The 23,328-nt window shown below is 70.4% G+C and carries 18 protein-coding genes, 1 tRNA gene and 1 riboswitch; of the genes, 13 read left to right on the plus strand and 6 right to left on the minus strand.

The window, feature by feature from the left end; all coding sequences use genetic code 11:
* The first annotated feature begins 59 nt into the window (after positions 1-59).
* Positions 60-863 carry a 3-deoxy-manno-octulosonate cytidylyltransferase gene (locus V5F75_RS08690; protein ID WP_394034768.1) on the plus strand — a complete coding sequence of 268 codons (804 nt, stop codon included), beginning with the start codon at positions 60-62 and terminating at the stop codon, positions 861-863.
* 65 nt (positions 864-928) lie between these two features.
* Here the strand turns inward: V5F75_RS08690 and V5F75_RS08695 are convergent, their stop codons facing one another.
* Entirely contained in the window at positions 929-2,134 is a 1,206-nt protein-coding gene (locus V5F75_RS08695) for an O-succinylhomoserine sulfhydrylase (protein ID WP_394034767.1), read from the minus strand.
* Between the two features lie 79 nt (positions 2,135-2,213).
* Positions 2,214-2,294: riboswitch (SAM riboswitch) on the minus strand.
* A 77-nt stretch (positions 2,295-2,371) separates the two neighbouring features.
* Between V5F75_RS08695 and V5F75_RS08700 the strand changes: the two genes are divergently transcribed.
* On the plus strand, positions 2,372-3,493 hold the full coding sequence (locus V5F75_RS08700; protein WP_394034766.1) for a 2'-deoxycytidine 5'-triphosphate deaminase: 1,122 nt from the start codon (positions 2,372-2,374) through the stop codon (positions 3,491-3,493).
* Positions 3,494-3,572: 79 nt separating this feature from the next.
* On the opposite strand, the gene V5F75_RS08705 is transcribed toward V5F75_RS08700, so the two are convergent.
* The gene (locus tag V5F75_RS08705; RefSeq protein ID WP_394034765.1) at positions 3,573-5,816 is read right to left on the minus strand and encodes an FUSC family protein; all 2,244 of its coding nucleotides are present in this window, start codon (positions 5,814-5,816) and stop codon (positions 3,573-3,575) included.
* 138 nt (positions 5,817-5,954) lie between these two features.
* Between V5F75_RS08705 and V5F75_RS08710 the strand changes: the two genes are divergently transcribed.
* Both V5F75_RS08710 and zapE read left to right on the plus strand, forming a co-directional pair.
* Positions 5,955-6,596 carry a glutathione S-transferase family protein gene (locus tag V5F75_RS08710; RefSeq protein ID WP_394034764.1) on the plus strand — a complete coding sequence of 214 codons (642 nt, stop codon included), beginning with the start codon at positions 5,955-5,957 and terminating at the stop codon, positions 6,594-6,596.
* Positions 6,597-6,750: 154 nt separating this feature from the next.
* Positions 6,751-7,941, plus strand: coding sequence for a cell division protein ZapE (zapE, locus tag V5F75_RS08715; RefSeq protein WP_394034763.1), 1,191 nt, complete (start codon positions 6,751-6,753; stop codon positions 7,939-7,941).
* 93 nt (positions 7,942-8,034) lie between these two features.
* Here zapE and V5F75_RS08720 read toward each other — a convergent pair whose 3' ends face one another.
* Positions 8,035-8,697 carry an alpha/beta hydrolase gene (locus V5F75_RS08720; RefSeq protein WP_394034762.1) on the minus strand — a complete coding sequence of 221 codons (663 nt, stop codon included), beginning with the start codon at positions 8,695-8,697 and terminating at the stop codon, positions 8,035-8,037.
* Positions 8,698-9,246: 549 nt separating this feature from the next.
* On the opposite strand from V5F75_RS08720, the gene V5F75_RS08725 reads away from it, so the two are divergent.
* From V5F75_RS08725 to V5F75_RS08750, 6 genes are all read left to right on the plus strand, one after another.
* On the plus strand, positions 9,247-10,446 hold the full coding sequence (locus V5F75_RS08725; protein WP_394034761.1) for a cysteine desulfurase family protein: 1,200 nt from the start codon (positions 9,247-9,249) through the stop codon (positions 10,444-10,446).
* Between the two features lie 81 nt (positions 10,447-10,527).
* Positions 10,528-12,000: a Fe-S cluster assembly protein SufB gene (gene sufB, locus V5F75_RS08730; RefSeq protein WP_394034760.1), complete on the plus strand. Its 1,473-nt coding sequence runs from the start codon at positions 10,528-10,530 to the stop codon at positions 11,998-12,000.
* Positions 12,001-12,140: 140 nt separating this feature from the next.
* Positions 12,141-12,890, plus strand: a complete 750-nt coding sequence (gene sufC / locus V5F75_RS08735; protein ID WP_394034759.1) for a Fe-S cluster assembly ATPase SufC — start codon at positions 12,141-12,143, stop codon at positions 12,888-12,890.
* Between the two features lie 10 nt (positions 12,891-12,900).
* Positions 12,901-14,253 carry a Fe-S cluster assembly protein SufD gene (gene sufD / locus V5F75_RS08740; protein WP_394034758.1) on the plus strand — a complete coding sequence of 451 codons (1,353 nt, stop codon included), beginning with the start codon at positions 12,901-12,903 and terminating at the stop codon, positions 14,251-14,253.
* Between the two features lie 364 nt (positions 14,254-14,617).
* Positions 14,618-15,004, plus strand: coding sequence for an SUF system Fe-S cluster assembly protein (locus V5F75_RS08745; RefSeq protein WP_394034757.1), 387 nt, complete (start codon positions 14,618-14,620; stop codon positions 15,002-15,004).
* A gap of 10 nt (positions 15,005-15,014) precedes the next feature.
* A complete protein-coding gene (locus tag V5F75_RS08750; protein WP_394034756.1) occupies positions 15,015-15,431 on the plus strand; it encodes a VOC family protein in 417 nt (138 codons plus the stop codon).
* Positions 15,432-15,656: 225 nt separating this feature from the next.
* Here V5F75_RS08750 and V5F75_RS08755 read toward each other — a convergent pair whose 3' ends face one another.
* Positions 15,657-19,325, minus strand: coding sequence for a sensor domain-containing protein (locus V5F75_RS08755; protein ID WP_394034755.1), 3,669 nt, complete (start codon positions 19,323-19,325; stop codon positions 15,657-15,659).
* A 205-nt stretch (positions 19,326-19,530) separates the two neighbouring features.
* Here V5F75_RS08755 and V5F75_RS08760 point away from each other — a divergent pair, with 205 nt between their 5' ends.
* A complete protein-coding gene (locus V5F75_RS08760) occupies positions 19,531-19,953 on the plus strand; it encodes a HesB/IscA family protein (RefSeq protein WP_394034754.1) in 423 nt (140 codons plus the stop codon).
* A gap of 26 nt (positions 19,954-19,979) precedes the next feature.
* Positions 19,980-20,064, plus strand: a tRNA-Leu gene (locus tag V5F75_RS08765).
* Positions 20,065-20,306: 242 nt separating this feature from the next.
* Here the strand turns inward: V5F75_RS08765 and V5F75_RS08770 are convergent.
* Positions 20,307-21,341, minus strand: a complete 1,035-nt coding sequence (locus V5F75_RS08770; RefSeq protein ID WP_394034753.1) for a hypothetical protein — start codon at positions 21,339-21,341, stop codon at positions 20,307-20,309.
* 247 nt (positions 21,342-21,588) lie between these two features.
* On the opposite strand from V5F75_RS08770, the gene V5F75_RS08775 reads away from it, so the two are divergent.
* Positions 21,589-22,185, plus strand: a complete 597-nt coding sequence (locus tag V5F75_RS08775) for a superoxide dismutase (RefSeq protein ID WP_394034752.1) — start codon at positions 21,589-21,591, stop codon at positions 22,183-22,185.
* A gap of 97 nt (positions 22,186-22,282) precedes the next feature.
* On the opposite strand, the gene V5F75_RS08780 is transcribed toward V5F75_RS08775, so the two are convergent.
* Positions 22,283-23,266, minus strand: coding sequence for a zinc transporter ZntB (locus V5F75_RS08780; protein WP_394034751.1), 984 nt, complete (start codon positions 23,264-23,266; stop codon positions 22,283-22,285).
* Positions 23,267-23,328: the final 62 nt, after the last annotated feature.

The raw sequence follows: 23,328 nt of genomic DNA on the forward strand, positions 1-23,328 counted from the left end.
CCGCATCGGGCCTGCCCCTTCCCGGCGCGGCCGCGCTTTCTTTCCCCGACAGGTGCAGCATGAGTGACGTGGCGATCATCATCCCGGCGCGCTACGCGTCGAGCCGCTATCCCGGCAAGCCGCTGGCGACCCTGAAGGGCGCGACCGGCATCGACCGCACCCTGGTGGAGCGCTCCATCCTGGCCGCCCGCGCGGGAGCCGAGGGCGCACCGGTCTACGTGGCCACCGACGATGCGCGAATCGCGGCCGAGGCCGAGCGCCTCTCCACCCCGGTCATCATGACCGACCCCGCCTGCCGCAACGGCACGGAGCGGGTGGCCCAGGCGGTGGCGCGGGCCGGCATCGATGCCGAGATCATCGTGAACCTGCAGGGCGATGCGCCGCTCACCCCGCCCCATTTCGTCACCGCCTTGGCGAAGGCCATGCGCGATGTGCCCAGGCGCCAGGTGGCGACGCCGGTGCTGCGCTGCGACGAGGAGAGCCTGGAGCATTTCCTGGCCGATCGCCGCGCCGGCCGCGTGGGCGCCACCACGGTGGTGTTCGACCGGGCCGGAAACGCGCTCTATTTCTCGAAGGAGGTCATTCCCTTCACCAATGGCAAGGCCAGGGTGGAGGGAGTGGTGCCGGTGTTCCACCACGTGGGGCTCTACGCCTACCGGCGCGGCGCGCTCGATGCCTATGCCGGCATGGAGCCGGGCGTGCTGGAGGCGCTGGAAGGGCTGGAGCAGCTGCGCTTCCTGGAGCACGGCGTGCCCATCGCCACGGTGGAGGTGGAGAGCCGCGGCGCCGCCTTCTGGGAGCTGAACAACCCCTCCGACGTGCCCCTGATCGAGGGCTATCTCGCCAAGATGGGCGTGGTGTGAGGCCGCGCGCGGCCTGAGGCGTGCCGCGCCCCGAAGGGCGCGGCAGTTGCCGGTCAGGCCGCTTTTCAGACCGCCTTCAGGGCTTCTGCGATGTCTGCCTCGAGGTCATCGGGGTGCTCCAGGCCCACGGAGAGGCGCAGCAGCCCGTCGCTGATGCCCATCTCGGCCCGCGCCTCGGGGGTGAAGCGCTGGTGGGTGGTGGTGGCCGGGTGGGTGATGAGGCTCTTGGCGTCGCCCAGGTTGTTGGAGATGCGGATCACCTTGAGCGCATCCATGAAGCGGAACGCGCCGTCCTTGCCACCTTCCACCACGAATGTGACGAGGGTGCCGCCGCCGCTCATCTGCCGGCGGGCGAGGGCCGCCTGGGGGTGGTCATTCCGGAAGGGATAGACGGCCTTCTCGATGCCCTTGGCCTCGGCCAGGAAATCGGCGATGCGCGCCGCGCTGGCCTGCATGCGGTCCACGCGCAGGGCCAGGGTCTCCAGGCCCTTCAGCATCACCCAGGCATTGAAGGGGGAGATGGAGGGGCCGGTCTGGCGCAGGAACACCTGCAGCTCCTCGTCCAGGAACTGGCGCGAGCACAGCACCATGCCGCCCAGGCAGCGGCCCTGGCCGTCCACATGCTTGGTGGTGGAATAGACCACCACGTCGGCGCCCAGCTCCAGGGGATGCTGGAGCAGCGGGGTGGCGAACACATTGTCCACCACCAGCCGCGCGCCCACCGAATGGGCGATCTCGGCCACCGCCGCGATGTCGATGATGTCCAGCGTGGGGTTGGTGGGGCTTTCCAGCAGGCACACGCGGGTGTTGGGGCGGATGCCGGCGCGCCAGGCGGAGACGTCGGTGCCGTCCACCAGCGTCACCTCCACGCCGAAGCGCGGCAGCAGCTCGTCGAGAATCCAGCGGCTGGAGCCGAACAGGGCGCGGGCGGCCAGCACATGGTCGCCGGCCTTCACCTGGCACAGCAGCGCCGCGTTCACGGCCGCCATGCCGGAGGCGGTGGCGCGCGCCACCTCCGCGCCCTCGATCAGCGCCATGCGCTCCTCGAACATGGCGGTGGTGGGGTTCGCGTAGCGCGAATAGACGAAGCCGGGGTCCTCGCCCTTGAAGCGCGCCTCGCAGGCGGCGGCGCTGTCGTAGACGAAGCCCTGGGTGAGGAACAGCGCCTCCGAGGTCTCGCCGAACGGCGAGCGGGTGGTGCCGGCGTGCACGAGGCGCGTTTCGGGGTGCAGGGCGCGCGTATCGAGGGCGGGACGGGAGGCCGAGGACATGGCTGTCTCCAAGGCCGAGGAGCTTTTGCGGAATGCGCGCTTGCATTGTGCGCGCGTTCGCGGCACATGCCCGGCGTCGATCCGCTCATCCCCGGCCTTTTAGCAAGTGCGTTTAACGTGGCTGCAAGCCGGCCGGCTCAAATTCACCACGAACGGATCACTAATGCCGCCGTCCCCTTGGCGTCAAGGATTTCGTTCGTTAAATCGAACGACGCGGATGGCGAAGCGGATGTGGGGATGCGCGTGGCCGATGTACTGAAGCCGGGAATCCTGCCCGCAGAAGCCATTTCGGAGCTCAAGGCCAGGGGCGCCATCGCCTGCCGCCATGCGCTCGATGTCGACCAGATCCAGCCGGCGAGCCTGGACCTGAGGCTCGGCCGCAGCGCCTGGCGGGTGCGGGCGAGCTTCCTGCCCGGCGCCGGCGTCAGCGTCCAGGAGCGGCTCGACGCCCTGGCGCTGCACAAGCTCGACCTCTCCCACGGCGCGGTGCTGGAGACGGGCTGCGTCTATCTGGTGGAGCTGTTCGAGCGCATGAAGCTGCCGGCGGACCTCGCGGCGGCGGCCAACCCCAAGAGCTCCACCGGCCGGCTCGACGTGTTCGTGCGCGTCATCACCGATGGGGCGCGGGCGTTCGACACCATCCCCGCGGGCTACAAGGGGCCGCTCTACCTGGAAATCTCGCCGCGCACCTTCCCCATCCTGGTGCGCACCGGCTCGCGCCTGTCGCAGGTGCGGTTCCGGCGCGGCGTGGCGCGCCTGTCCGATCTGGAGCTCCTGAACCTCCAGGCGGCGGAATGCCTCGTGGATGCGCCCCATCCGGATGTGGCGGCCGGCGGCATCGCCCTCGGCGTCGATCTCGCGGGCGATGCCCTCGCCGGGCTCCAGGGCTTCCGCGCCAAGAAGCACACCGGCGTCATCGACGTGGACCAGTCCGGCGTGCTCGACGTGGAGGATTTCTGGGAGCCGATCCGCGTGCGCGGCGACGGGCGCGCCCTGGTGCTGGACCCCGACGCCTTCTACATCCTCGCCTCCCGCGAGGCGGTGCACGTGCCGCCGGACTATGCGGCGGAGATGGTGCCGTTCGATCCGCTGGTGGGCGAGTTCCGGGTGCATTACGCCGGCTTCTTCGATCCCGGCTTCGGCAGCGCCGCCGCCGGCGGGCGCGGCGCCCGCGCGGTGCTGGAGGTGCGCTCGCGCGAGGTGCCCTTCATCCTGGAGCACGGGCAGACCGTGGGCCGGCTCGTCTACGAGCGCATGGCGGCTCGCCCCGGCACCCTCTACGGCGCCGACATGCGCTCCCACTACCAGGGCCAGGGGCTGAAGCTCTCCAAGCATTTCCACCCGTTCACGGGCAGGTAGCCCGCGCGCCGCGGCGCCGCCCGCGACATCGAGGCGCGGCGCGTTTCCTCGCGCGAATCGGTCGTCGCTCGGAAACGCCTTAGCCGGCGCGCATGGGGTGCTGGCTGGCGGCGAGGGTGCGTTCCTTCTGCCAGGGGGTGGTGTCCTGCAAGGCGGCGCGGATCTCGCGCAGCGGGCGCAGCAGGGCATCCGAATAGGCGATGTAGTCGGCCGCGAGCGGCAGCACCTCCTTGGCCGCGGGCTCGTCGGCGAGGCGCAGCGCGCTCGACACCGCCGCCTCCACCGCCGGGGCGGCGGCGGCGAGGCCCTCGGCCCCGCCCTCGCCCAGCACCACCGCGAAGGCGGTGAGGCTGCGCGAGCGGGCCGCCTCCACCACCGCCACCATCTCGGCCGGCGCCTCCACGCCTTCGAGGCGGGCGGAGATGTCCTCGATGAGGGCGAGATAGGTCACCAGCACGTCGAGGGTGGAAACCACGTTGGCGGTGTCGCCGGCGGAGTGGCCGAAGGCCTGCTCGGCGCCGAACTGGGGCAGGCGGGTGCCGAGCTGGCGCACCGCCAGCGCCTGCGGCGCCACCGAGGCCCGCCCGCCCGCATGGGGCCACCAGGAGGCCAGCGCCTCGCGGCAGCGGCGCAGGATGCCGAGCACCTCGGGCCGGAACTGCTCGGTGACGTAGACCGGCAGCACCACATAGGACACCGCGAGCGCCACCAGCGCGCCGATGGCGGTCTCGTAGATGCGCGCCAGCATGCCCGAGGTGCCGAGCCCGTCGAGGATGTGCAGGCCCAGCACCACCGAGAAGCCCACCGCCGCCGAGGCAACGTCGTAGCGGTCCTTCTGCGTGACGATGGAGACGAGCTGCGCCAGCATGCACAGGATGGCGAGCAGCCACACCGTGTCGCCCAGCAGGAAGAACACGAGGATGCCGATGAGCACGCCGATCAGCGTGCCCACCACCCGGTAGCGCACCCGCACATAGGTCTCGCCGACGCTGTTGCCGATGACGAACATCACCGTCATGGTCGCCCAATAGGCGTGGCTGAGGTGGAGGCCCACGTCGAACGCGGTGGTGATGGAGGTGGCCACCAGCCCCTGGCAGGCCACCTTCAGCGGCGCCGAGAGGCGGCGGGTGCCGTCGGCCGCCCGCTCCAGGAGCGGCGTGGGCTTTGGCGCCGGCGGGGCGTCGGCTTCCGCCGGATGGGGCGGGGGGAAGGGTTCCGTCTCCACCCGCGCGATGCCGTCGGCGACGAGGCCGAGCCGGTCGAAGGCGGTCAGCGCGCGCATCAGCGCGAAGCGCGCCTCCGGCGGCAGGTCGCGCGAGAAGGCCCGCGCGCGCAACTGCGCGATGGCGCGCTCGAAGCGCTCCTGCGCGTGCACGTCGTGCACGTCGATGCTCTCCAGCCGGCGGGCGATGTGGTCGGCGGCGGCGGCGAAGGGGCTGCGCCAGTCGGGTGCGTCGGGCGCATCCTGCGGGATGCAGCCGGCCAGGAGCTGCACCGCCACGCGCAGCCGGTAGAATTTGGCGCGCAGGGCCTCGAAGTCGGCGCGGGCGCCGGGGTCCTCGGCCAGCGCGTTGCCGAGGGCGTTCCACACGCGGGCGCGCAGCCGCTCGACGCTCCGCGCCCCGTCGTCGGTGAAGGGGATGCCGGCGCGCACCGCCTCCGACATCTCGCGCAGATAGGCGGCCACCGCCGCCTGCACGTCGTGGGTGGACTGCACATAGGCCGCCACCGCCGAGGGCCGCCACGGCGAGAGCCGCAGCAGCGCCGCCACCGCCGCGCCCTGGCAGAAGGCGGCCAGCAGCAGCGCCGCCTGCACCCGCGTGGGGGAAAGAATGGTACCCACCGTCGCCACCACGATCAGCGAGAGGCCCAGGCGCTGGCCGTCCATGCCGTAGCGCCGCGGGATCAGCGCGCAGAACGAGAGGGGGATCAGCAGCAGCTTCTGCAGGGTGGCGTTCCCGGCCCCCTCGCCCGGCCCCACCGCCGTGAGCAGCGCCAGGAAGGCGGCCGCCACCAGGAACAGCCGCGCCATGGTGCGCGCTTCCGTGCGGCGGCTGGCGGCGGGGTTGAAGGAGATCATGATGAGCGCGCCGGTGCCCGCCATCAGCGGGAACGGGATGCCCATGCCGAGCCCGAGCGCGTGCACGGTGGCGACCCCGGCCAGGATCGCGATCACCAGCGCGATGCCGAGGTGCAGCGCCCGCGTGCTGTCCACCCCGCCGGGGTCGTGATCGGCCAGCCAGATGCCGATGCGGCCGAGGAGCGGCGTGGGTTCGCGGGCGGGGGCGGAGGGCGGCGCGCTCACGGGGTCCTTCGCGTTCACTCGGGCTCCTTCGCGTTCGTCCGGGCCCGCGCGGGCCGGCGTGCGGCGGGGGTCAAATTTCACGGGTCGGGGTGCGCTGTCCAGTGCGGCGGGTCGCCCGAGGGGGTAAGCTCGCCGGGTTCGCGAAGGAGGCCCGCCGTGCATCCCCTGAAGCTTTATTGTTTCGCCCAGTCCGGCAACGCCTATCGCGCCGCGCTGATGCTGCAATTGTGCGACCTGCCGTGGGAGCCGGTGTTCGTCGATTATTTCGGCGGCGAGACCCGCACCGACCAGTTCCGCGCCACCGTGAACGAGATGGGCGAGGTGCCGGTTCTGCTGGACGGCGACCTGAAGCTCTCCCAGTCGGGCGTGATTCTCGACTATCTCGCCCTCAAGACCGGCCGCTTCCTGCCCGAGGGCGAGGCGGAGCGGCGCGAGGCGCTGCGCTGGCTCCTGTTCGACAACCACAAGTTCACCAGCTACTTCGCCACCCTGCGCTTCATGGTGGGCCTCTCCGGCCACATGGAGGGGGAGGTGACGGCCTTCCTGCGGCTGCGCGCGCTCGCCGCCTACGGCATCGTGGACGCCCACCTCGCCAGGAGCGACTTCCTGGTGGGCCCGCTGCCCACCTATGCCGACGTCTCGCTGGCCGGCTACGTCTATTATCCCGAGCGGGCGGGGGTGGAGATCGAGCAGTTCCCCAACATCGCGCGCTGGGCGGAACGCATCGCCGCGCTGCCCGGCTGGGTGCATCCTTACGAGCTGATGCCCGGCCACCCCCTGCCGCCGCGCGTGGGGTGAGCCGGCGCCTGGGCCGGCGCATTTTCTTCGTGCGCACCGGTATCCAGGCGGCGGGCAAATGATTTAAAGCAGGCCCCGAAGGGGGGCACCGGGCCACCTTCCCCAACGACAATGGTGAAGCGGCGCCGGCTCGCCCGCGCGCGGGGGACGTTCCATGGCGACTGAGACGACGGCGCGGGTGGCGGAGCTTTATGCGGCACGGCTCGCTGCCGGCGACATCGAGGCGGACCCCGCCCAGGCCGAGGTGGTGAAGGCGTTCGCGAGCCTCGAGCTGGAGCTGCGCCAGAAGGCGCTGGCGCAGAAGTCCTCTTCCCTCGGCTGGCTGTTCCAGCGCCGCGCGCCCGTTTCCGCGCCCAAGGGGCTCTACATCTACGGCGAGGTGGGCCGCGGCAAGAGCATGCTGATGGACCTCTTCTTCGAGGCCCTGCCGCCCAAGGGCAAGCGCCGCGCCCATTTCCACGCCTTCATGGGCGACGTGCACGAGCGCATCTTCAAGGAGCGCCAGGCCCAGAAGAACGGCGAGCGCAAGACCGCCGATCCCATCGCCCCCGTGGCCGCGGCCCTCGCCGCCGAGGCCAAGGTGCTGTGCTTCGACGAGTTCCACGTCACCGACATCGCCGACGCGATGATTCTCGGCCGCCTGTTCGAGAAGCTGTTCGCGGACGGCGTGGTGGTGGTGGCCACCTCCAACGTGGCGCCGCGGAACCTCTATGCCGGCGGGCTCAACCGCGCGCTGTTCCTGCCGTTCATCGACATGATCGAGGCGCGCATGAGCGTGCTCTCCCTCGAATCGCGCACCGATTACCGCATGGAGAAGCTGGAGGGCCTTTCCACCTGGTACACGCCGCTCGGGCGGGAGGCGGATGCCGCCATCGACGCCGCCTGGGCGCGCCTGGCGGGGCCTTCGGGCGGGGTGCCGGGGGCCATCGAGCTGAAGGGGCGCCATCTGGTGGTGCCGGCCATGGCGCACGGGGCGGCGCGCTTCTCCTTCGCCAATCTGTGCGAGGCGCCGCTGGGACCGAACCCGGATTACCTGAGCCTCGCGCGCATGTTCCACACGCTGGTGGTGGAGCACATTCCGGTGATGGGGCCGGACCAGCGCAACGAGGCCAAGCGCTTCATCTCTCTGATCGACACCCTCTACGATGCCAACGTGAAGCTGGTGGCCTCCGCCGCCGCCCCGCCGGAGGGGCTCTACGTGGCGAGCGAGGGCACCGAGGCGTTCGAGTTCGCGCGCACGGTCTCGCGCCTGCATGAGATGCGCTCGGGCGAATATCTGGCGAAGCCCCATGGCCGCCCGGATTCCATCGCCGCCGCCAACACCACCGGCATCGTGGAAACCTGACGCCATCGGCTTCCGCCGTGTCGCCGCGTCGGCGTCGGGCATGAAAAAGGGGCCGCGTGGGCGGCCCCTTCGGTCGAAAGCGCGGCGGCGTGCTCAGGCGGCGGTGGTGGATCGGGTGCCGGGCAGGCGCTTGTCGAGATAGGTGCCCACCACGCCCATCAGCTCCTCGGTCTTGCCGTCGAAGAAGTGGTTGGCGCCGGGCACCACCTGCTGCTCGATGACGATGCCCTTCTGGGTCTTCAGCTTCTCCACCAGGGTCTGCACCGCGGTGGTGGGCACCACCGCGTCCTTGTCCCCGTGCACGAACAGGCCGGAGGAGGGGCAGGGCGCGAGGAAGGAGAAGTCGTAGAGGTTGGCCGGGGCGGCGATGGAGATGAAGCCCTCCACCTCCGGGCGGCGCATCAGCAGCTGCATGCCGATCCAGGCGCCGAAGGAGAAGCCGGCGATCCAGCAGGCGCGCGCGTCCGGGTTCACGGACTGCGCCCAGTCGAGCGCGGCCGCGGCGTCCGAAAGCTCGCCCTGGCCGTGGTCGAACGCGCCCTGGGAGCGGCCGACGCCACGGAAGTTGAAGCGCAGCACCGAGAAGCCGCGGTTCGCGAACTGGTAGTAGAGGTTGTACACCACCGGATTGTTCATCGTTCCGCCGAACTGCGGATGCGGATGAAGAATGATGGCGATGGGGGCATTGCGGGTCTTGGCGGGCTGGTAGCGGCCTTCAAGGCGACCCTTTTCGCCGGGGAAGATGACTTCGGGCATGGACGTCCGCAACCTCTCAAGAGCGTTTTCGAGCGAAGCGGAAGCCCGCCCGCGTGAAGAAAACGCGTCAACTCAAGAATTTGGAGCGTTTCCCCGATTCCAGGAAACGGGGAGGCGCTCCAAGTGGCGATCTTCTCAGGTCGGTCCGCGAGGCGCCTGGTTCGCGGGCCGGTCTCGTGCGGCGCATCCGGGCGCGGGACGGAGCCCTCAGCCGGCGGCGCCGATCAGAATTTCGTCTGGACGGCGCTGCCGCATCGGCCGCGGGCCCGTGCCGGGTCCGGTCCTCACGTTGAGCGCCTTGACTTCAAGACGGGGCGAACCCATCATTTCCGATCATTCCAGCGTGTTCCCGCGCGCGGGGCCTTGCCGAGCGGCCGTGCCCTGGATGACGCAGGCAGGAACGGTTGGACTTTGACCTATGGCCGAGATTTCTGGCAATTGCAAGCCTCCGGATCGCACCTCCGCCCTGTGCATGGCCTGGGCGGGAGGGGGCGGCCCGAGGGGCGGCAGGCGTCATCTGCGGCCGATGCGAGGCGGATCGAGGCGGACATGAACGAGCGGCAGGCGGCGGAGCAGGCGCAAGCGGGCGGGCCCGCGCGGGTCTATCTCGACCATAACGCCACCAGTCCCCTCCGGCCCGAGGCGCGCGCGGCCATGCTCGCGTTGCTCGACGCGCCGGGCAACGCCTCCTCCGTCCACAGCGAGGGGCGCTCGGCCCGCGCCGAGCTGGAGCGCGCGCGCAGCGCGGTGGCGGCCCTGGTGGGCGGACCGGCGCGCGGCGTGGTCTTCACCTCCGGCGCCACCGAGGCCATCTCCCTGGCGCTCCATCCGGAGGTGGAGATCGGCGGCCGTCCGCACCGCTGCGACGTGCTGCTGGCGAGCGCGGTGGAGCATCCGGCGGTGCTGAAGGGCCATCGCTTCCCGGCGGTGGAGCGGGTGCCGGTGGACGTGGCCGGCCGCATCGACCTCGATGCGCTGGAAGCGCTGCTGCGCCACCACCGCGATGCCGGCCGGCGCGCCATGGTGGCGCTGATGGCGGCCAACAACGAGACCGGCGTGCTCCAGCCCCTCGCCCAGGCGGCGCAGCTCGTGCACGCGCACGATGGCGTCGTGTTCTGCGATGCGGTGCAGGCGGCGGGGCGGGTGCCGCTGCACATGGGCGAGCTGGACCTCGATTTCGTCGCGGTGTCCGCTCACAAGATCGGCGGGCCGCAGGGGGCGGGGGCGCTGGTGGCGGGGCGGGACGACACGCGGGTGGCGCCGCTGGTGGCCGGCGGCGGGCAGGAGCGCAACCGGCGCGCCGGCACCGAGAATGTCGCCGCCATCGCCGGCTTCGGCGCCGCCGCCGCCGTGGCCGCGCGGCGGGAGGATGCGGCGCGCCTCGCCGCCGCCCGCGCGCGGCTGGAGGGCGAGGTGCTGGCGCGCATTCCCGGCGCCTCCGTGGTGGGAGCGGCGGTGGAGCGGCTTCCGAATACCGCTCTTGTGGCTTTTTCCGGATTGCGCGCGGAAACGCTGGTGATTGCGCTCGATCTCGCCCACATAAGCGTGAGTGCCGGTTCGGCCTGCTCTTCGGGTAAGGTGGGCCCGTCCCACGTGCTGGAAGCCATGGGGCTCGATGCGGAGCGGGCGGCGGGCGCCATCCGCCTGTCGCTCGGCTGGTCGAGCGGCGAGGAGGATGTGGATAGGGCGGTGGCGGCCTTGCAAAAGGTCGTGCCGCAGGTGAGAGGCCGCTCGTCGCGGGCGGCCTGATGGGCCCCGGCGGCAGCCGGAGCGAAGCGACGCGTACTTGACCCGCGGGCCTTGACCCCGCGCGGGAGAGGAGAAGTGAAGATGTCTGCCGTCCAGGAGACCGTCGCGCAGGTGCGCGCGATCGATGTGGATCAGTACAAGTACGGGTTCGTGACGGACATTGAGAGCGAGAAGGCGCCCAAGGGTCTGTCCGAGGATATCGTGCGCTACATCTCGGCTCAGAAGAACGAGCCGGAATGGATGCTGGAATGGCGGCTCGACGCCTATCGCCGCTGGCTCACCATGGAGGAGCCCACCTGGGCGCGGGTGAGCTATCCGAAGATCGATTTCCAGAGCTACTATTATTTCGCCCGCCCCAAGGCGGCGCCCAAGTCCATCGACGAGATCGACCCCGAGATCCTCAAGACCTACGAGAAGCTCGGCATCCCCCTGCGCGAGCGCGACGCGCTGCTCGGCATCGAGAGCGCGGAGCGGCCGAAGGTGGCGGTGGACGCTGTGTTCGACAGCGTCTCGGTGGCCACCACCTTCAAGGCGGAGCTGGCCAAGGCGGGTGTCATCTTCATGCCCATCTCGGAGGCCATCCGCGAGCATCCCGACCTGGTGCGCAAGTATCTGGGCTCGGTGGTGCCGGTGTCGGACAATTTCTACGCCACGCTCAACTCGGCGGTGTTCTCCGACGGCTCGTTCGTCTACGTGCCGCCGGGCGTGCGCTGCCCCATGGAGCTGTCCACCTACTTCCGCATCAACGAGAAGAACACCGGCCAGTTCGAGCGCACCCTCATCATCGCCGACGAGGGCGCCTATGTGAGCTACCTCGAAGGCTGCACCGCCCCCCAGCGCGACGAGAACCAGCTTCACGCCGCCGTGGTGGAGCTGGTGGCCATGAAGGACGCGGAAATCAAGTATTCCACGGTCCAGAACTGGTATCCCGGCGACAAGGACGGCAAGGGCGGCATCTACAATTTCGTCACCAAGCGCGGCGACTGCCGGGGTGACAATTCCAAGATCTCCTGGACCCAGGTGGAGACCGGCTCGGCCATCACCTGGAAGTATCCGAGCTGCATCCTGCGCGGCGACAACTCGCGCGGCGAGTTCTATTCCATCGCCATCTCGAACGGCCACCAGCAGGTGGATTCGGGCACCAAGATGATCCACCTCGGCAAGAACACGTCGAGCCGCATCATCTCCAAGGGCATTTCCGCCGGGCACTCGAACAACACCTACCGGGGGCTCGTCTCGGCCCACCGCAAGGCCGCGGGCGCGCGCAACTTCACCAATTGCGATTCGCTGCTCATCGGCGGCGCCTGCGGCGCCCACACCGTGCCCTACATGGAGGCGAAGAACGCCTCCGCCGTGTTCGAGCACGAGGCCACCACCTCCAAGATCTCCGACGACCAGCTGTTCTACTGCCTCCAGCGCGGGCTCTCGCCGGAGGAGGCGGTGGCGCTCATCGTGAACGGCTTCGTGCGCGACGTGCTGCAGCAGCTGCCCATGGAGTTCGCGGTGGAGGCGCAGAAGCTCATCGCCGTGAGCCTCGAAGGCTCGGTGGGCTGAGGGCCGGCATCATCTCCGCCCGCCCCGGCCTCCGGGCCGGCGGGCTTCCAACGGACGAGGCCGCCCGCGAGGGGCGGCACGGCGCGGCAGGCGGGCGCCCGGCGCCCCCCGCGACGGCGAAGCTTCAAGGACTGCGAGACATGCTCGAAATCAGGAACCTGCACGCCCGCATCGGCGGCAACGAGATCATCAAGGGGCTGGACCTCACGGTGCCCGCCGGCGAGGTGCACGCCATCATGGGCCCCAACGGCTCCGGCAAGTCCACCCTCTCCTACGTGCTCACGGGCAAGGAGGACTACGAGGTCACCGACGGCACCGTCACCTTCGAGGGCCAGGACCTGCTGGCGCTCTCGGCCGACCGGCGGGCGGCGGCGGGGGTGTTCCTCGCCTTCCAGTATCCGGTGGAGGTGCCCGGCGTCGCCAACATGACCTTCCTGCGCGCCGCCCTCAACGCCCAGCGCCGCACGCGCGGCGAGGAGGAGATCTCCACCCCCGATTTCCTGCGCCTCGTGAGGGAGAAGGCGCCGGCGCTCGGCATCTCCCAGGACATGCTGCGGCGGGGCGTCAACGTTGGCTTCTCCGGCGGCGAGAAGAAGCGCAACGAGATCCTGCAGATGGCGCTGCTCCAGCCCAGGCTCTGCATCCTGGACGAGGCAGATTCGGGGCTCGACATCGACGCGCTGAAGGTGGTGGCGGAAGGCGTGAACGCCCTGCGCGCGCCGGATCGCTCCATGCTCGTCATCACCCACTACCAGCGCCTGCTCGACCATATCGTGCCGGATGTGATCCACGTCATGCATAAGGGCCGCATCGTGCGCACGGGCGGCAAGGAGCTGGCGCTGGAGCTGGAGGAGACCGGCTACGCCGCCTACGGCGCGGACGCGGCGTGAGGACGGCCCCATGACTGCCGAGAATCTGAACGTCGACCGGTCGAGCCCGCAGCCCAAGGCCCCCGCGCGGGCGGAGCTGCGCGCCCTGCGCACCCCCGCCGAGCAGGCCTTCATGGACATGCTGGCGGCCTCCCCCGCCGCCGAGTCCGGCCGCGTGGGCGCGCTGCGCCGCGCGGCGGCCGCCGCCTTCGCGCAGAACGGCCTGCCCCACCGGCGGGTGGAGGAATGGCACTATACCGACCTGCGGGCGCTGCTGCGCACCGTGCCGCCCCGCGCGGCGGCGGGTGACGCCCCCGCGCGTGAGGCCGTGGCTTTTCCCGATGCCGTGCGCGTCACCATCTCCGATGGGCGCGTGGGCCCGCTGCCGGCCGGACTGCCGGAGGGCGTGACACTGCTTTCGCTCGCTGAGGCGCTGGCGGCGGATCATCCGCTGCTGGAGCGGCTCTCCGGCGCGGTGCCGGCGCTCTATGACGCGCCCCTCGCGCTCAACACCGCCCTGCTGGGCGCGGGCGTGGTGCTGCATGTGGCGGCGGGGGCGAAGGTGGCGCGGCCCATCCATGTGGCGCAGGTGTTCGGCGCCGCCGATGCCGCCAGCGTCTTCACCCGCCTGCTGGTGGTGGTGGAGGCGGGGGCCGAACTGTCCCTCATCGAGAGCTTCGAGGGCACTTCCGGTGCGGCCTATCTCGACGACGCGGTGGTGGAACTGCTGGTGGGCGACGGGGCGCGGGTGGACCATGTGCGCCTGCAGGCGGAAGGGGAGGGGGCGACCCACCTCGGCACGCTGGTGGTGGAGCTTGGCCGCGCGGCGCGCTACGACGCCTTCGTGCTCACCCTCGGCGCCGCGCTCTCGCGCCTCACGGTGCACGGGCGCTTCGCCGGCTCCGACGCCCACATGGGCGTGCGCGGGGCGAGCCTGCTTTCCGGCCGGCGCCATGCGGACGTGACCTTGTTCCTGGACCATGCGGTGCCCGGCTGCGAGAGCCGGGAGCTGTTCAAGACCGTGCTGGCCGATGCCGCGCGCGGGGTGTTCCAGGGCAAGATCACCGTGCGGCCCGACGCGCAGAAGACCGACGGGCGCATGATGAGCCAGGCGCTGCTGCTCTCCGATGATGCGGAGATGGACAACAAGCCCGAGCTCGAGATCTTCGCCGACGACGTGCAGTGCGGCCACGGCGCCACCGCCGGTGCGCTCGACGACAAGATGCTGTTCTACCTCATGTCCCGCGGCCTGCCGCGCGCCGAGGCGGAGATGCTGCTGATCCAGGCCTTCGCCGGCGAGGCGGTGGAGCATGTGGCGGACCCGGCGGTGCGCGAGGCGCTGGTGGCGCGCATGACGGGGTGGCTCGCGGCGCGGGCCGGCTAGGGCCGGCGCGCGCCTCTTTCCCGGCCTGGGCCGGCGCGCGAAGGCGTTGCGCGCGGCGTCGTTTGGGCGGATATGAAAAGGTGGCTGCTGCTCGCGTGGCGCCCCGCGCCCCCTGATGGCGCGCGGCGCCGGCGGGCGCGGCCCGGTGCCTGACTCCCAAGGCCGTGGTGCCCAAGGCCGTTAGAGCATTTTCGAGCGAAGTGGATGCCGGTTCGCGTGAAGAAAATGCGTGATCTCAAAAATCTGGATCGGCTGCCGCGCGCCAATGCGAGCGGGAAACGTTCCAGACCAAAGTTCGACATCTGGTCCCACATTTGGAAAATCGCCATACCGGCGCCCGGCCCATGGCACAGGATGTGTTCGCATGACCGAGACCAAGGCTCACGAGACCGTTGCGGAGGCGGGCAACCTGCCGCAGGTTCATTCCAGCGTCCCGCAGGACGAGCTGTCGCGCCTCACCGACGGCATCGTGGATGCGCTGAAGACCGTGTTCGATCCCGAGATCCCGGTGGACATCTATGAGCTCGGGCTCATCTACAGGGTCGATATCGCCGACGACCGTTCTGTCGCGGTGGAGATGACGCTGACCACCCCCAACTGCCCCGCCGCCGCCTCGCTGCCGGGCATGGTGGAGAACGCCGTGGCGACCGTGCCGGGCGTCTCGGGCGTGAAGGTGGAGATCACTTTCGATCCGCCCTGGGACCAGGGTCGGATGTCCGACGAGGCGCGGGCCACCTTGAACCTGTGGTGAGCTTTCCGCCATGGACCGGCCGCCGCCCCTCGCCCGTGTGCTGGAAACCGGCCTCTACGTGGACGATCTCGCGCGCGCGGCGGCTTTCTATGAAGGCGTGATGGGGCTCTCGCCCATGCGGGCGGATGCGCGCTTCGTCGCCTATCCCGTGGGCGGCACGGTGCTGCTGCTGTTCCTGCGCGGCGCGGCCGACGCGCCGGTGGCGCTGCCCTTCGGCGGCACCATTCCCGGACATGACGGCGCCGGGCGTGCGCATTTCGCCTTCGCGGTGGCGGACGTGGAGCCCTGGCGGCGGCACCTCCAGGCCCACGGGGTCGCCATCGAGGGGGAGGTGCGCTGGCCGCGTGGCGGCACGAGCCTCTATTTCCGCGACCCCGACGGCAACCTCGCGGAGATCGCGAGCCCCGGCCTCTGGGACAATTACTGAGCGGGCGCGGGATTTCGCGATTCCGGCGCCCGAGCCCGGACATCCGGAAGCTCTCCCCTGCCGTCGCCGCTCCGATGCCGGAGGCCGCGCGTTTTTCCCATGGGTCGCTCTCCGGGAGCGCTCCCGGAAAACGCTCTCCCGGGCCTTTGGCGGCGCCCGCGTGGCGCGCGCCCTGCTCCGCTTTTGCCGGGGCCCCGCCCTCCGCCGAAAGCCGGCCCCGCTCGCTCAGGCGCTCGCCGCCGCCTCGGCCGCGGCCAGCTCGGCCACAGGCACCTGCTTGCCGGCGAAGCGGGCCTCGATGTCGGCCACCATCAGCGGGCGGCTGAACAGGTAGCCCTGGCCGAGGTCGCAGGCGCGGTTGCGCAGGAAGTCGTACTGCGCCCCGGTCTCGATTCCCTCCGCCACCACCTCCATGCCGAGCGCCTTCGCCACCGCGATGATGGCGACCGTGATCTCCCCGTCCGCCGCCGAGCGCGGCAGGTCGCGCACGAAGCTGCGGTCGATCTTCAGCTTGGAGATGGGGAAGCGCTTGAGATAGCCGAGCGATGAATAGCCCGTTCCGAAATCGTCGAGGGCGATGTGCACGCCCATGTCGGCGAGCTTCCGGCACTTCTGCTCGGCGGCGTCCCGCGCCTCGAACAGCATGCCCTCGGTGATCTCCACCTCCAGGCGCTCCGGCGGCAGGCCGGTGAGGCGCAGCACCTCGCGCACCCGGTCGCAGATGGCCTCGCGGCTGAACTGGCGGGGCGAGAGGTTGACGCCGACATAGTCGCAGACCATGCCCGCCTTCAGCCATTTCGCCATCTGGCGGCAGGCTTCCTCCAGCACCCAGTCGCCCAGCGGCACGATGAGGCCGGTCTCTTCCGCGAAGGGGATGAAGCGGTCGGGCGGCACCAGCCCCCGCGTGGGGCTGCGCCAGCGCACCAGGGCCTCCACGCTGCGGATGTGCCCGGTGGTGAGGTCCACGCACGGCTGGTAGTGCAGCTCGAACTCCTGGCGCGCGAGGGCGCGGCGCAGCTCGGTCTCCATCTCGATGCGGGCCTTGGCGGTGTCCGTCAGCTCGCGGGTGTAGAAGGCGTAGGTGCCGCGCCCGTTGTTCTTGGCCTCGAACAAAGCGGAGTTGGCGTGCTGCACCAGCTTCTGGGCGTTGTCCGCATCCTCGGGGTAGAGCGAGATGCCGACGCTCGCGCCCACGTAGACGTCCTGCCCGTCCGGGGGGAACACATAGGGCGCCGCGAGCGCGGAAATGACCGTGCTGGCGGTGGCGGCGGCATCCTGCGGGCCCCGGACGTCGTCGACGATCACCAGGAACTCGTCCGCGCCGTAGCGGCCCAGGGTGGTGTTGGCGCCGAGCACGCCGCGCATGCGGGCGGTCGCCATCTGCAGCACCTGGTCGCCGGCCACGTGGCCGTAGCTCTCGTTCACGGTCTTGAAGCGGTCGAGGTCCACGCACAGCACCGCGCAGCGCGCCGCCGGCCGCGTCACCGCATGGTCGAGCAGGGAGGCGAGCAGGGTGCGGTTGGGCAGGTCGGTGAGCAGGTCGTAATGGGCGATGTGGTCGAGCTCGAACTCGCTGCGCTTGATGGCGGTGATGTCGTGGAAGGCGCCGACATAGCTCTGCGGCGCGCCGTCGGCGTCGTAGACGGTGCTGATGACGAGCTGCTGCAGGAACACCTCGCCATTCTTGCGCCGGTTCCAGATCTCGCCCTGCCAGCTCCCGTTCTTCCGGATGGCGCCCCACATCTGCTTGTAGAAGGCGATGTCGTGGCGGCCGGAGCGCATGACATGCATGTTCATCCCCACCACGTCCTGCTCGTCATAGCCGGTGATGCGGGTGAAGGCGGGATTGACCGCCGAGATGGTGCCGCCGAGGTCGGTGACCACCAGCCCCTCGTTCGAGCTGACGAACACGGCGGCGGCGAGCCGCAGGTGGCGCTCGGTGCGCCGGTCCTGCGTCACGTCGTCGAGCATGCCCACGAGGCGCTCGACCATGCCGCTCCGGTCGCGCTTGGCGCAGCCGCGAAGGCGGTAGTCGTGATAGGTGCCGTCGGCGTGGAGCAGCCGCACGTCGGCCTGGAACAGGTCGTCCGTGGTGTTGCGCAGGCGGTGCCACGCCTTGCGGAACACGGGCCGGTCCTCCGGATGCAGAAGCTCGCGCCACAGGCGCATCAGGTCGAGCGGGCTGTCGGCGGGCAAGCCCAGCAGCGTGTGGCAGCGCTCCGAGAGATAGATGCCGGGCCCGCGGCGGCGCCAGTCCCACACCCCCTGCTCGGTGCTGCCCACGGCGAGCTCGAACCGCTCCCGGCTTTCGAGCAGGGCCACTTCCTGCGCGCGGCGCACCGACATGTCGCGGGCGACCATGATGAAATAGTCCGGCGCGCCCTCCGGCGTGCGGGCGAGGGAGGTGGTGCAGGCGAGCCAGACCTCGCTGCCGTCCTTGCGCACGTGCCGCTGCTCGGTCTGCACGTTGGGCACGGCGCCGGCGATGAGGGCGCGCCAGATGCGGACGTCGTCGGCGCTCTCGTCGGGGCGGCGGATGCGCCCGTAGTGCTGGCCGGCCAGTTCCTGCTTGGTGTAGCCGAGCAGGCTGCACAGGGTCTGGTTCACCTCCAGGAAGGTGTCGTCGAGCCCGATGTGGGCGATGCCCACCGCCGCCTGCTCGAAGGTGGCGCGGAAGCGGATCTCGGCATGGTCGAGCGCCCGCGCCTGGGCGGTGATGCGCGCCGTCGTCCGCCGCTTGGCGCTCTCGGTGGCGGCGTAGCCGATGGCGAAGGCGAGCATGAGCGACAGCCCGGCGACCGCCGTGGAGAGCGCCGCCACCATCTGCGCGTCGCCCAGCACCTCCTGGAGGTCGGTCTTGGCCACGAGATCGGCGGGCGTGCCGTCCAGCGGGCGGCGGAAGGCCAGCACCGGCCGGCCGAGGTGATCGGTGCCGATGCCGATCTGCCCGCCGTCGGGGCTGGCGGCGAAGTCATAGGTGCGCCCGTCGATGGTCTCGGTGAGGGGCGGCGAATCGCTTCCCCGCTGGGGCGAGGTGATGACCCAGCGCCCGCCCCCGGCGGGACGCATGAGGAAGACGTCGGTGGTGTTGGATCCGCGCAGCGCGCCGGCGAGCAACGGGTATAGGAATTGCGAGGCGGAGGTTTCGCTCAGCAGCACGCCGGTGACGGGCTTGCCCGGCGCCTCCGCGTCGATGATCGGGGCGAGCACGCCGCTGCGGGTGTCGCCATCCCCGGAATCCCAGAGCGGCACGAACACCGGCTGCCGGGTCTCCACCGCCTGGCGGATGCCCGTGGTGATGCCGGGCGGGATGACCAGCCCCTTGGTGGTGGCGATCTGGCCGCGGCCGTCGAGGTCGAGCACCTGGAAGGCGGTGAAATCGAAGGCCGAGGTGGAATGCTCGAGCAGGAGGCGCGCCTGCTCACGGTCGGTGGTTCCGCTCCCCATCGCGCCGGCGAGGGCGGGCAGGCCGGCGATGGCCTCGGTGGCGGCCGTCCGCAAGGCGCGCTGGCGCAGCAGGGTCTGGTTCTGCACCTCGGTGAAGCCGGCGAGGTAGCGCCGGTTGTCGCTGATGAGGCGCTGGGAGGCGGTCTCGTAGGTGTAGGCGATGCCGGCGATGACCGCGATGCTCAGCGCCAGCGAGGCGATGGCCATGTGCACCAGCTTCGGCTGGAAGGTGCGTGCGCGCCCGTCCTTGCCGCCCACGCGCTGCAGCGCCAGCAGCAGGAGCGGCGCCGAGAAGGCCACGAACAGGGCGTTGCGGTAGGGGGAGATCACGGTGGCCGTGTCCGCGCCGAGGAGGCGGGAGAGGAACACGTCGGGAAGGAGCAGCCAGATGCCCGCGATGACCACGTATGCGATCGTCAGGCCCAGGCTTTGACTGCGGATAAGCATCTCGTACTTGAACTCTCGATCGGCGGGACAGTGCCGGCCCGGTGAAACAGGGGCGGGCCGGCGAATACCGGATTCCGCGATTCCCCTCTAGCCGCCGCCGGCGCGCGCCGCCACGGCGGGACGATGCCTTGCCGTGGCCGGCGCGATCCACCATCTAGGGGTTAAGGATCGCCCCAGGCTGTGGGGCGCGAGCTGGAGAACGTTCATGAGCGAGGTTTCCCCGCCGGCCGAGGGCCAGCGTCCGACCGAGGGCAGGCGTCCACGTCCACCGGTTCTCCGCATCACCGACGCTGCCGCCGCGCGCCTGAAGGAGCTTCTCGCCGCCGCCGAGCGGCCCGGCGACGCGGTGCGACTGGGCGTGGCCAATGGAGGCTGCGCCGGCATGTCGTACACCATGGAATATACTCACGACATCGTCCCCTTGGATACCGTCGTCGAGGACAAGGGCGTGCGGGTGGTGATCGATTCGAAGGCCCTGCTGTTCCTTTTGGGAACCGAGATGGACTTTAAGGTGGACAAGCTGGCCGCCCAGTTTGTCTTCAACAATCCGAATCAGGTTTCTTCCTGCGGTTGTGGCGAGTCGGTGTCCCTGACCCCGGCGGACCCCTCGACTTACGCCGAATCCTGAGGCATTCCCGCCCGGCCGGGCGCGATGCGGACGTGGCGGAACTGGTAGACGCAAGGGACTTAAAATCCCTCACCTCCGGGTATGCGGGTTCGATCCCCGCCGTCCGCACCACGCCCCGGCGCGCGGGGCGCCTCTGCTGCGGGGCGTTTGGTTCGTTCCGCGGCTGCTCGGGGTGTCACGCGCCGTGTCTCGCCCGAAGGGAGCGCGCGGAGCGCCGCACACGGCGTCCGCCGCGGCGAACGGAATGTCGGCGGCGTGAAACATATTCCGAAAATCAACCTGAGATTGTGCCTCCGCGGGCCGTCGTCGCGCGTGCGCGAGGCGCCCCCGGTGTCGCGGAGGGCGCCGTCGCGTCAGCGCATCTGCTGGGCCCGCGCCACATGGTCGCGCAGCTCCTGCAGTGAGGAGAAGCGCACCACGCCGTCGGGCAGCTCGGCCTGGATGGAGCCGTCCGAATAAAGCGTATAGGCCATGCCGCCCACGATGCCGGACTTGAGGATGCGCGGTTCCTCGGCGGTGGCGGCGGGGGCCTCCGGCTCCGGAGCCGGGGCGACGGGGGCGGCCGTCGTGGCGGCCTCCGTCTCCGTCGCGCGAGGTTCCGTCGCGCGGGGTTCCTGCACACGAGGCTCGGTGGCCCGAGGCTCCGTCGCGCGGGGTTCCTGCGCGCGAGGCTCGGTGATGCGGGGCTCGGGCGGGCGGGGGCCGCGCGGCGCGGGCGGCTCAAGGCCGGCGCGCGGGCGGGGCGGCAGGGGCGTGCGCGGCTCGGCCGGAGCGGGGGCGGGTGTCTCGCCACGGCGCTCCAGCCGCTCGCGCCGCGCCTGAACCATGGGGTCCTCCGCGGGGGACGGCTGGGCGGCGCGCGGCGCCTCCGGCTCGGCGGGCTTGGCCTCCTCCGCCGGCAGGCGCGGGGCGCGCAGCTCCGGCTTCATCCGCTCGCGGGCGGTCATCGGCTTCGTCTCGGGCTTGATCTCGGGCCCCGCCTCTCCGGCGCCGCGCTTCTCGCCGGCGGCGGGAAGGTCGCGGCCGGCGCCCTCGGGCGCTGTCCCGGCGGCGGGCGCCTCCGTGGACGGAGCCTCTCCGGCGGCGGCAGGGGCGGCCTTTCCGCGCTTGGCCGGCACCGGCTCCAGGACGGCGGGCTCAGCCTCCGCCTTCGGCTCCTCGTCCGTCCGGACGCGGCCGATGGCGGCGTCGATGCGCTGTGAGAGGCGTTCCATCTGGCGCAGCACCAGCCCCATGGCGGTGATGACGAACCCGCCCGAGGCCGCCACCGCGCCGGTGGTGATGAGCGTGTTGCCGAAGGTCGACACGAAGATGGAAATGCCGAGCGCGATGACCGAAAGGCCCGAGAGCGCGATCAGTATGCCGAGAAGGACTAGAAACCACCACATCCCGCTACCCCACTCCGCTGTGCCGGCCACGCGCGCGCCGAAGAGACCGGCGGCCGGACGCCCCTTTGCAGTCCGTCCGGATATGGCGCCAGGGTGGCGACGCATCCGGAAAATTGGCGAGATCAAGGTTGTTTGAGGACCGACCCCGCCCTATCTAGTTCGCAGCTCGGTCGCTCCGCATCTCCCGCCTGGGCGGGACCTGCGATCTGGCGCCGAGTGTGTGCCGGATCGTTTGCGGAGATGTTTCATGTCCTTTACGCTGCCCGACCTGCCTTACTCCTACGATGCTCTCGCCCCGTACATGTCGCGCGAGACCCTGGAGTACCATCACGACAAGCACCATCTCGCTTATGTCAATAATGGCAATAATCTCCTAAAGGGAACTGAATTTGAAGGGAAATCCCTTGAGGAGGTGGTGAAGGGCTCCTACGGCAAGAACGCCGCGCTCTTCAACAACGCCGGCCAGCACTATAACCACCTGCATTTCTGGAACTGGCTGAAGCCGAACGGCGGCGGCGCCATCCCCGGCGAGCTGGAAAAGAAGATCATCGCCGACATCGGCTCGGTCGAGAAGTTCAAGGAAGACTTCATCGCCGCCGGCGCCGGCCAGTTCGGCTCGGGCTGGGCCTGGCTGTCCGTCAAGGACGGCAAGCTCGAGGTTTCCAAGTCCCCCAACGGCGAGAACCCGCTGATCCACGGCGCGACCCCCATCCTGGGCGTCGACGTGTGGGAGCACTCCTATTACATCGATTATCGCAACCGCCGTCCCGACTACCTGAAGGCCTTCGTGGACCATCTGGTGAACTGGGACTACGTGGCCGAACTGTACAGCAAGGCCATCTGATCCGGCAGGATACGGGGAGCGCCGCGGCCATCGCGCCGGGGCGCTCCCTTTTTCTTTTGGCACGCGGGCGAGGGCGCTCAAGGGCGCCGGCCGCGCCTCAGATCCAGCGCAGTCGGCGGAAGGCCCACAGGAAGAACAGGCCGAGCAGGACCAGGATCACGGTCACGATCCAGAAGCCCTCGCCATCCTGGGAGCCGGGGATGCCGCCCACGTTCATGCCGAACATGCCGGAGATGAGCGTGAGCGGGGCGAACACCACCGTCACGACCGCCAGCACCAGCATGGACTGGTTCATCTGCTCGGCGCGGCGGTCCACCATCTGGTCGCGGATCACGGCGGCGCGCTCGCGCACGCTGTCCAGCTCTTCCGTGAAGCGGGTCACGCGGTCGGCCGCGTCGCGCAGGCGGTTGCGGTCCTTGGGGCCGAGCCAGGAATCGTCCTCCAGGGAGAAATGGTTGAGCGCCTCGCGCTGGGGCGCGATGTGCCGGCGCAGCTTGATGGCGACCCGCCGCAGGATCGCGACCTTGGGCAGCAGCACCGAGCTTTCCAGCCGCGCGACATCGTCCTCCAGGTCGTCGGCCTCGTCGATGAGGCTGTTCACCACCGCGTCCAGCCGGTCCACGAGGCGCATGGAGAGCTCGGCCACGAACTCGCCCTGGGTGCGCGGGCAGCGGCCGCGCTTCAGCATGTCCTCATAGTCGGCGATGGCGGAGAGGGCTTCGTGCTGCACCGAGATGATGCGCTTGCCATCCACCCACAGGTGCACGGTGATGAGCTCCTCCGGCAGCGCGTTGCGCTGCAGGTTGATGCCGCGCAGGGAGAGCAGGGCGCCGTCCGCGAACACCGCGCAGCGCGGGCGGGCCTCCGCCTCCACCAGCGCCTCGATGGCGGAGGGGTCGATGCCCGATTTCTGCCGCAGCCAGACCTGCGGCGCGCGTTCGAGGTGGCGGAAGTGGAGCCACACGAAGCCCTCTTCGGGGATCGGCGTGTTGAGGATCTCGTTCCAGCCGATCTGGGTGGCTGCGCCCTTGCCGTCGAAGGACCAGGCGGAGAGCAGGCCTTCGGTTTCGAGACCGTTCATGGGCAATCCGTTCGGGCAATCAGTTTCAGGACGGGTGTCCGCCCCTTCCTGGCATGACTGCA

Origin of the sequence: Xanthobacter albus, assembly GCF_043194895.2 — a bacterium.
Lineage (GTDB): Bacteria > Pseudomonadota > Alphaproteobacteria > Rhizobiales > Xanthobacteraceae > Xanthobacter.

Excerpts from the sequence above, each read along its gene's own strand:
- V5F75_RS08690 (WP_394034768.1), top strand. The coding sequence starts at position 60 with ATGAGTGACGTGGCGATCATCATCCCGGCGCGCTACGCGTCGAGCCGC.
- V5F75_RS08695 (WP_394034767.1), bottom strand. The coding sequence starts at position 2,134 with ATGTCCTCGGCCTCCCGTCCCGCCCTCGATACGCGCGCCCTGCACCCC.
- V5F75_RS08700 (WP_394034766.1), top strand. The coding sequence starts at position 2,372 with ATGCGCGTGGCCGATGTACTGAAGCCGGGAATCCTGCCCGCAGAAGCC.
- zapE (WP_394034763.1), top strand. The coding sequence starts at position 6,751 with ATGGCGACTGAGACGACGGCGCGGGTGGCGGAGCTTTATGCGGCACGG.
- V5F75_RS08720 (WP_394034762.1), bottom strand. The coding sequence starts at position 8,697 with ATGCCCGAAGTCATCTTCCCCGGCGAAAAGGGTCGCCTTGAAGGCCGC.
- V5F75_RS08725 (WP_394034761.1), top strand. The coding sequence starts at position 9,247 with ATGAACGAGCGGCAGGCGGCGGAGCAGGCGCAAGCGGGCGGGCCCGCG.
- sufB (WP_394034760.1), top strand. The coding sequence starts at position 10,528 with ATGTCTGCCGTCCAGGAGACCGTCGCGCAGGTGCGCGCGATCGATGTG.
- sufC (WP_394034759.1), top strand. The coding sequence starts at position 12,141 with ATGCTCGAAATCAGGAACCTGCACGCCCGCATCGGCGGCAACGAGATC.
- sufD (WP_394034758.1), top strand. The coding sequence starts at position 12,901 with ATGACTGCCGAGAATCTGAACGTCGACCGGTCGAGCCCGCAGCCCAAG.
- V5F75_RS08745 (WP_394034757.1), top strand. The coding sequence starts at position 14,618 with ATGACCGAGACCAAGGCTCACGAGACCGTTGCGGAGGCGGGCAACCTG.
- V5F75_RS08750 (WP_394034756.1), top strand. The coding sequence starts at position 15,015 with ATGGACCGGCCGCCGCCCCTCGCCCGTGTGCTGGAAACCGGCCTCTAC.
- V5F75_RS08755 (WP_394034755.1), bottom strand. The coding sequence starts at position 19,325 with ATGCTTATCCGCAGTCAAAGCCTGGGCCTGACGATCGCATACGTGGTC.
- V5F75_RS08760 (WP_394034754.1), top strand. The coding sequence starts at position 19,531 with ATGAGCGAGGTTTCCCCGCCGGCCGAGGGCCAGCGTCCGACCGAGGGC.
- V5F75_RS08770 (WP_394034753.1), bottom strand. The coding sequence starts at position 21,341 with ATGTGGTGGTTTCTAGTCCTTCTCGGCATACTGATCGCGCTCTCGGGC.
- V5F75_RS08775 (WP_394034752.1), top strand. The coding sequence starts at position 21,589 with ATGTCCTTTACGCTGCCCGACCTGCCTTACTCCTACGATGCTCTCGCC.
- V5F75_RS08780 (WP_394034751.1), bottom strand. The coding sequence starts at position 23,266 with ATGAACGGTCTCGAAACCGAAGGCCTGCTCTCCGCCTGGTCCTTCGAC.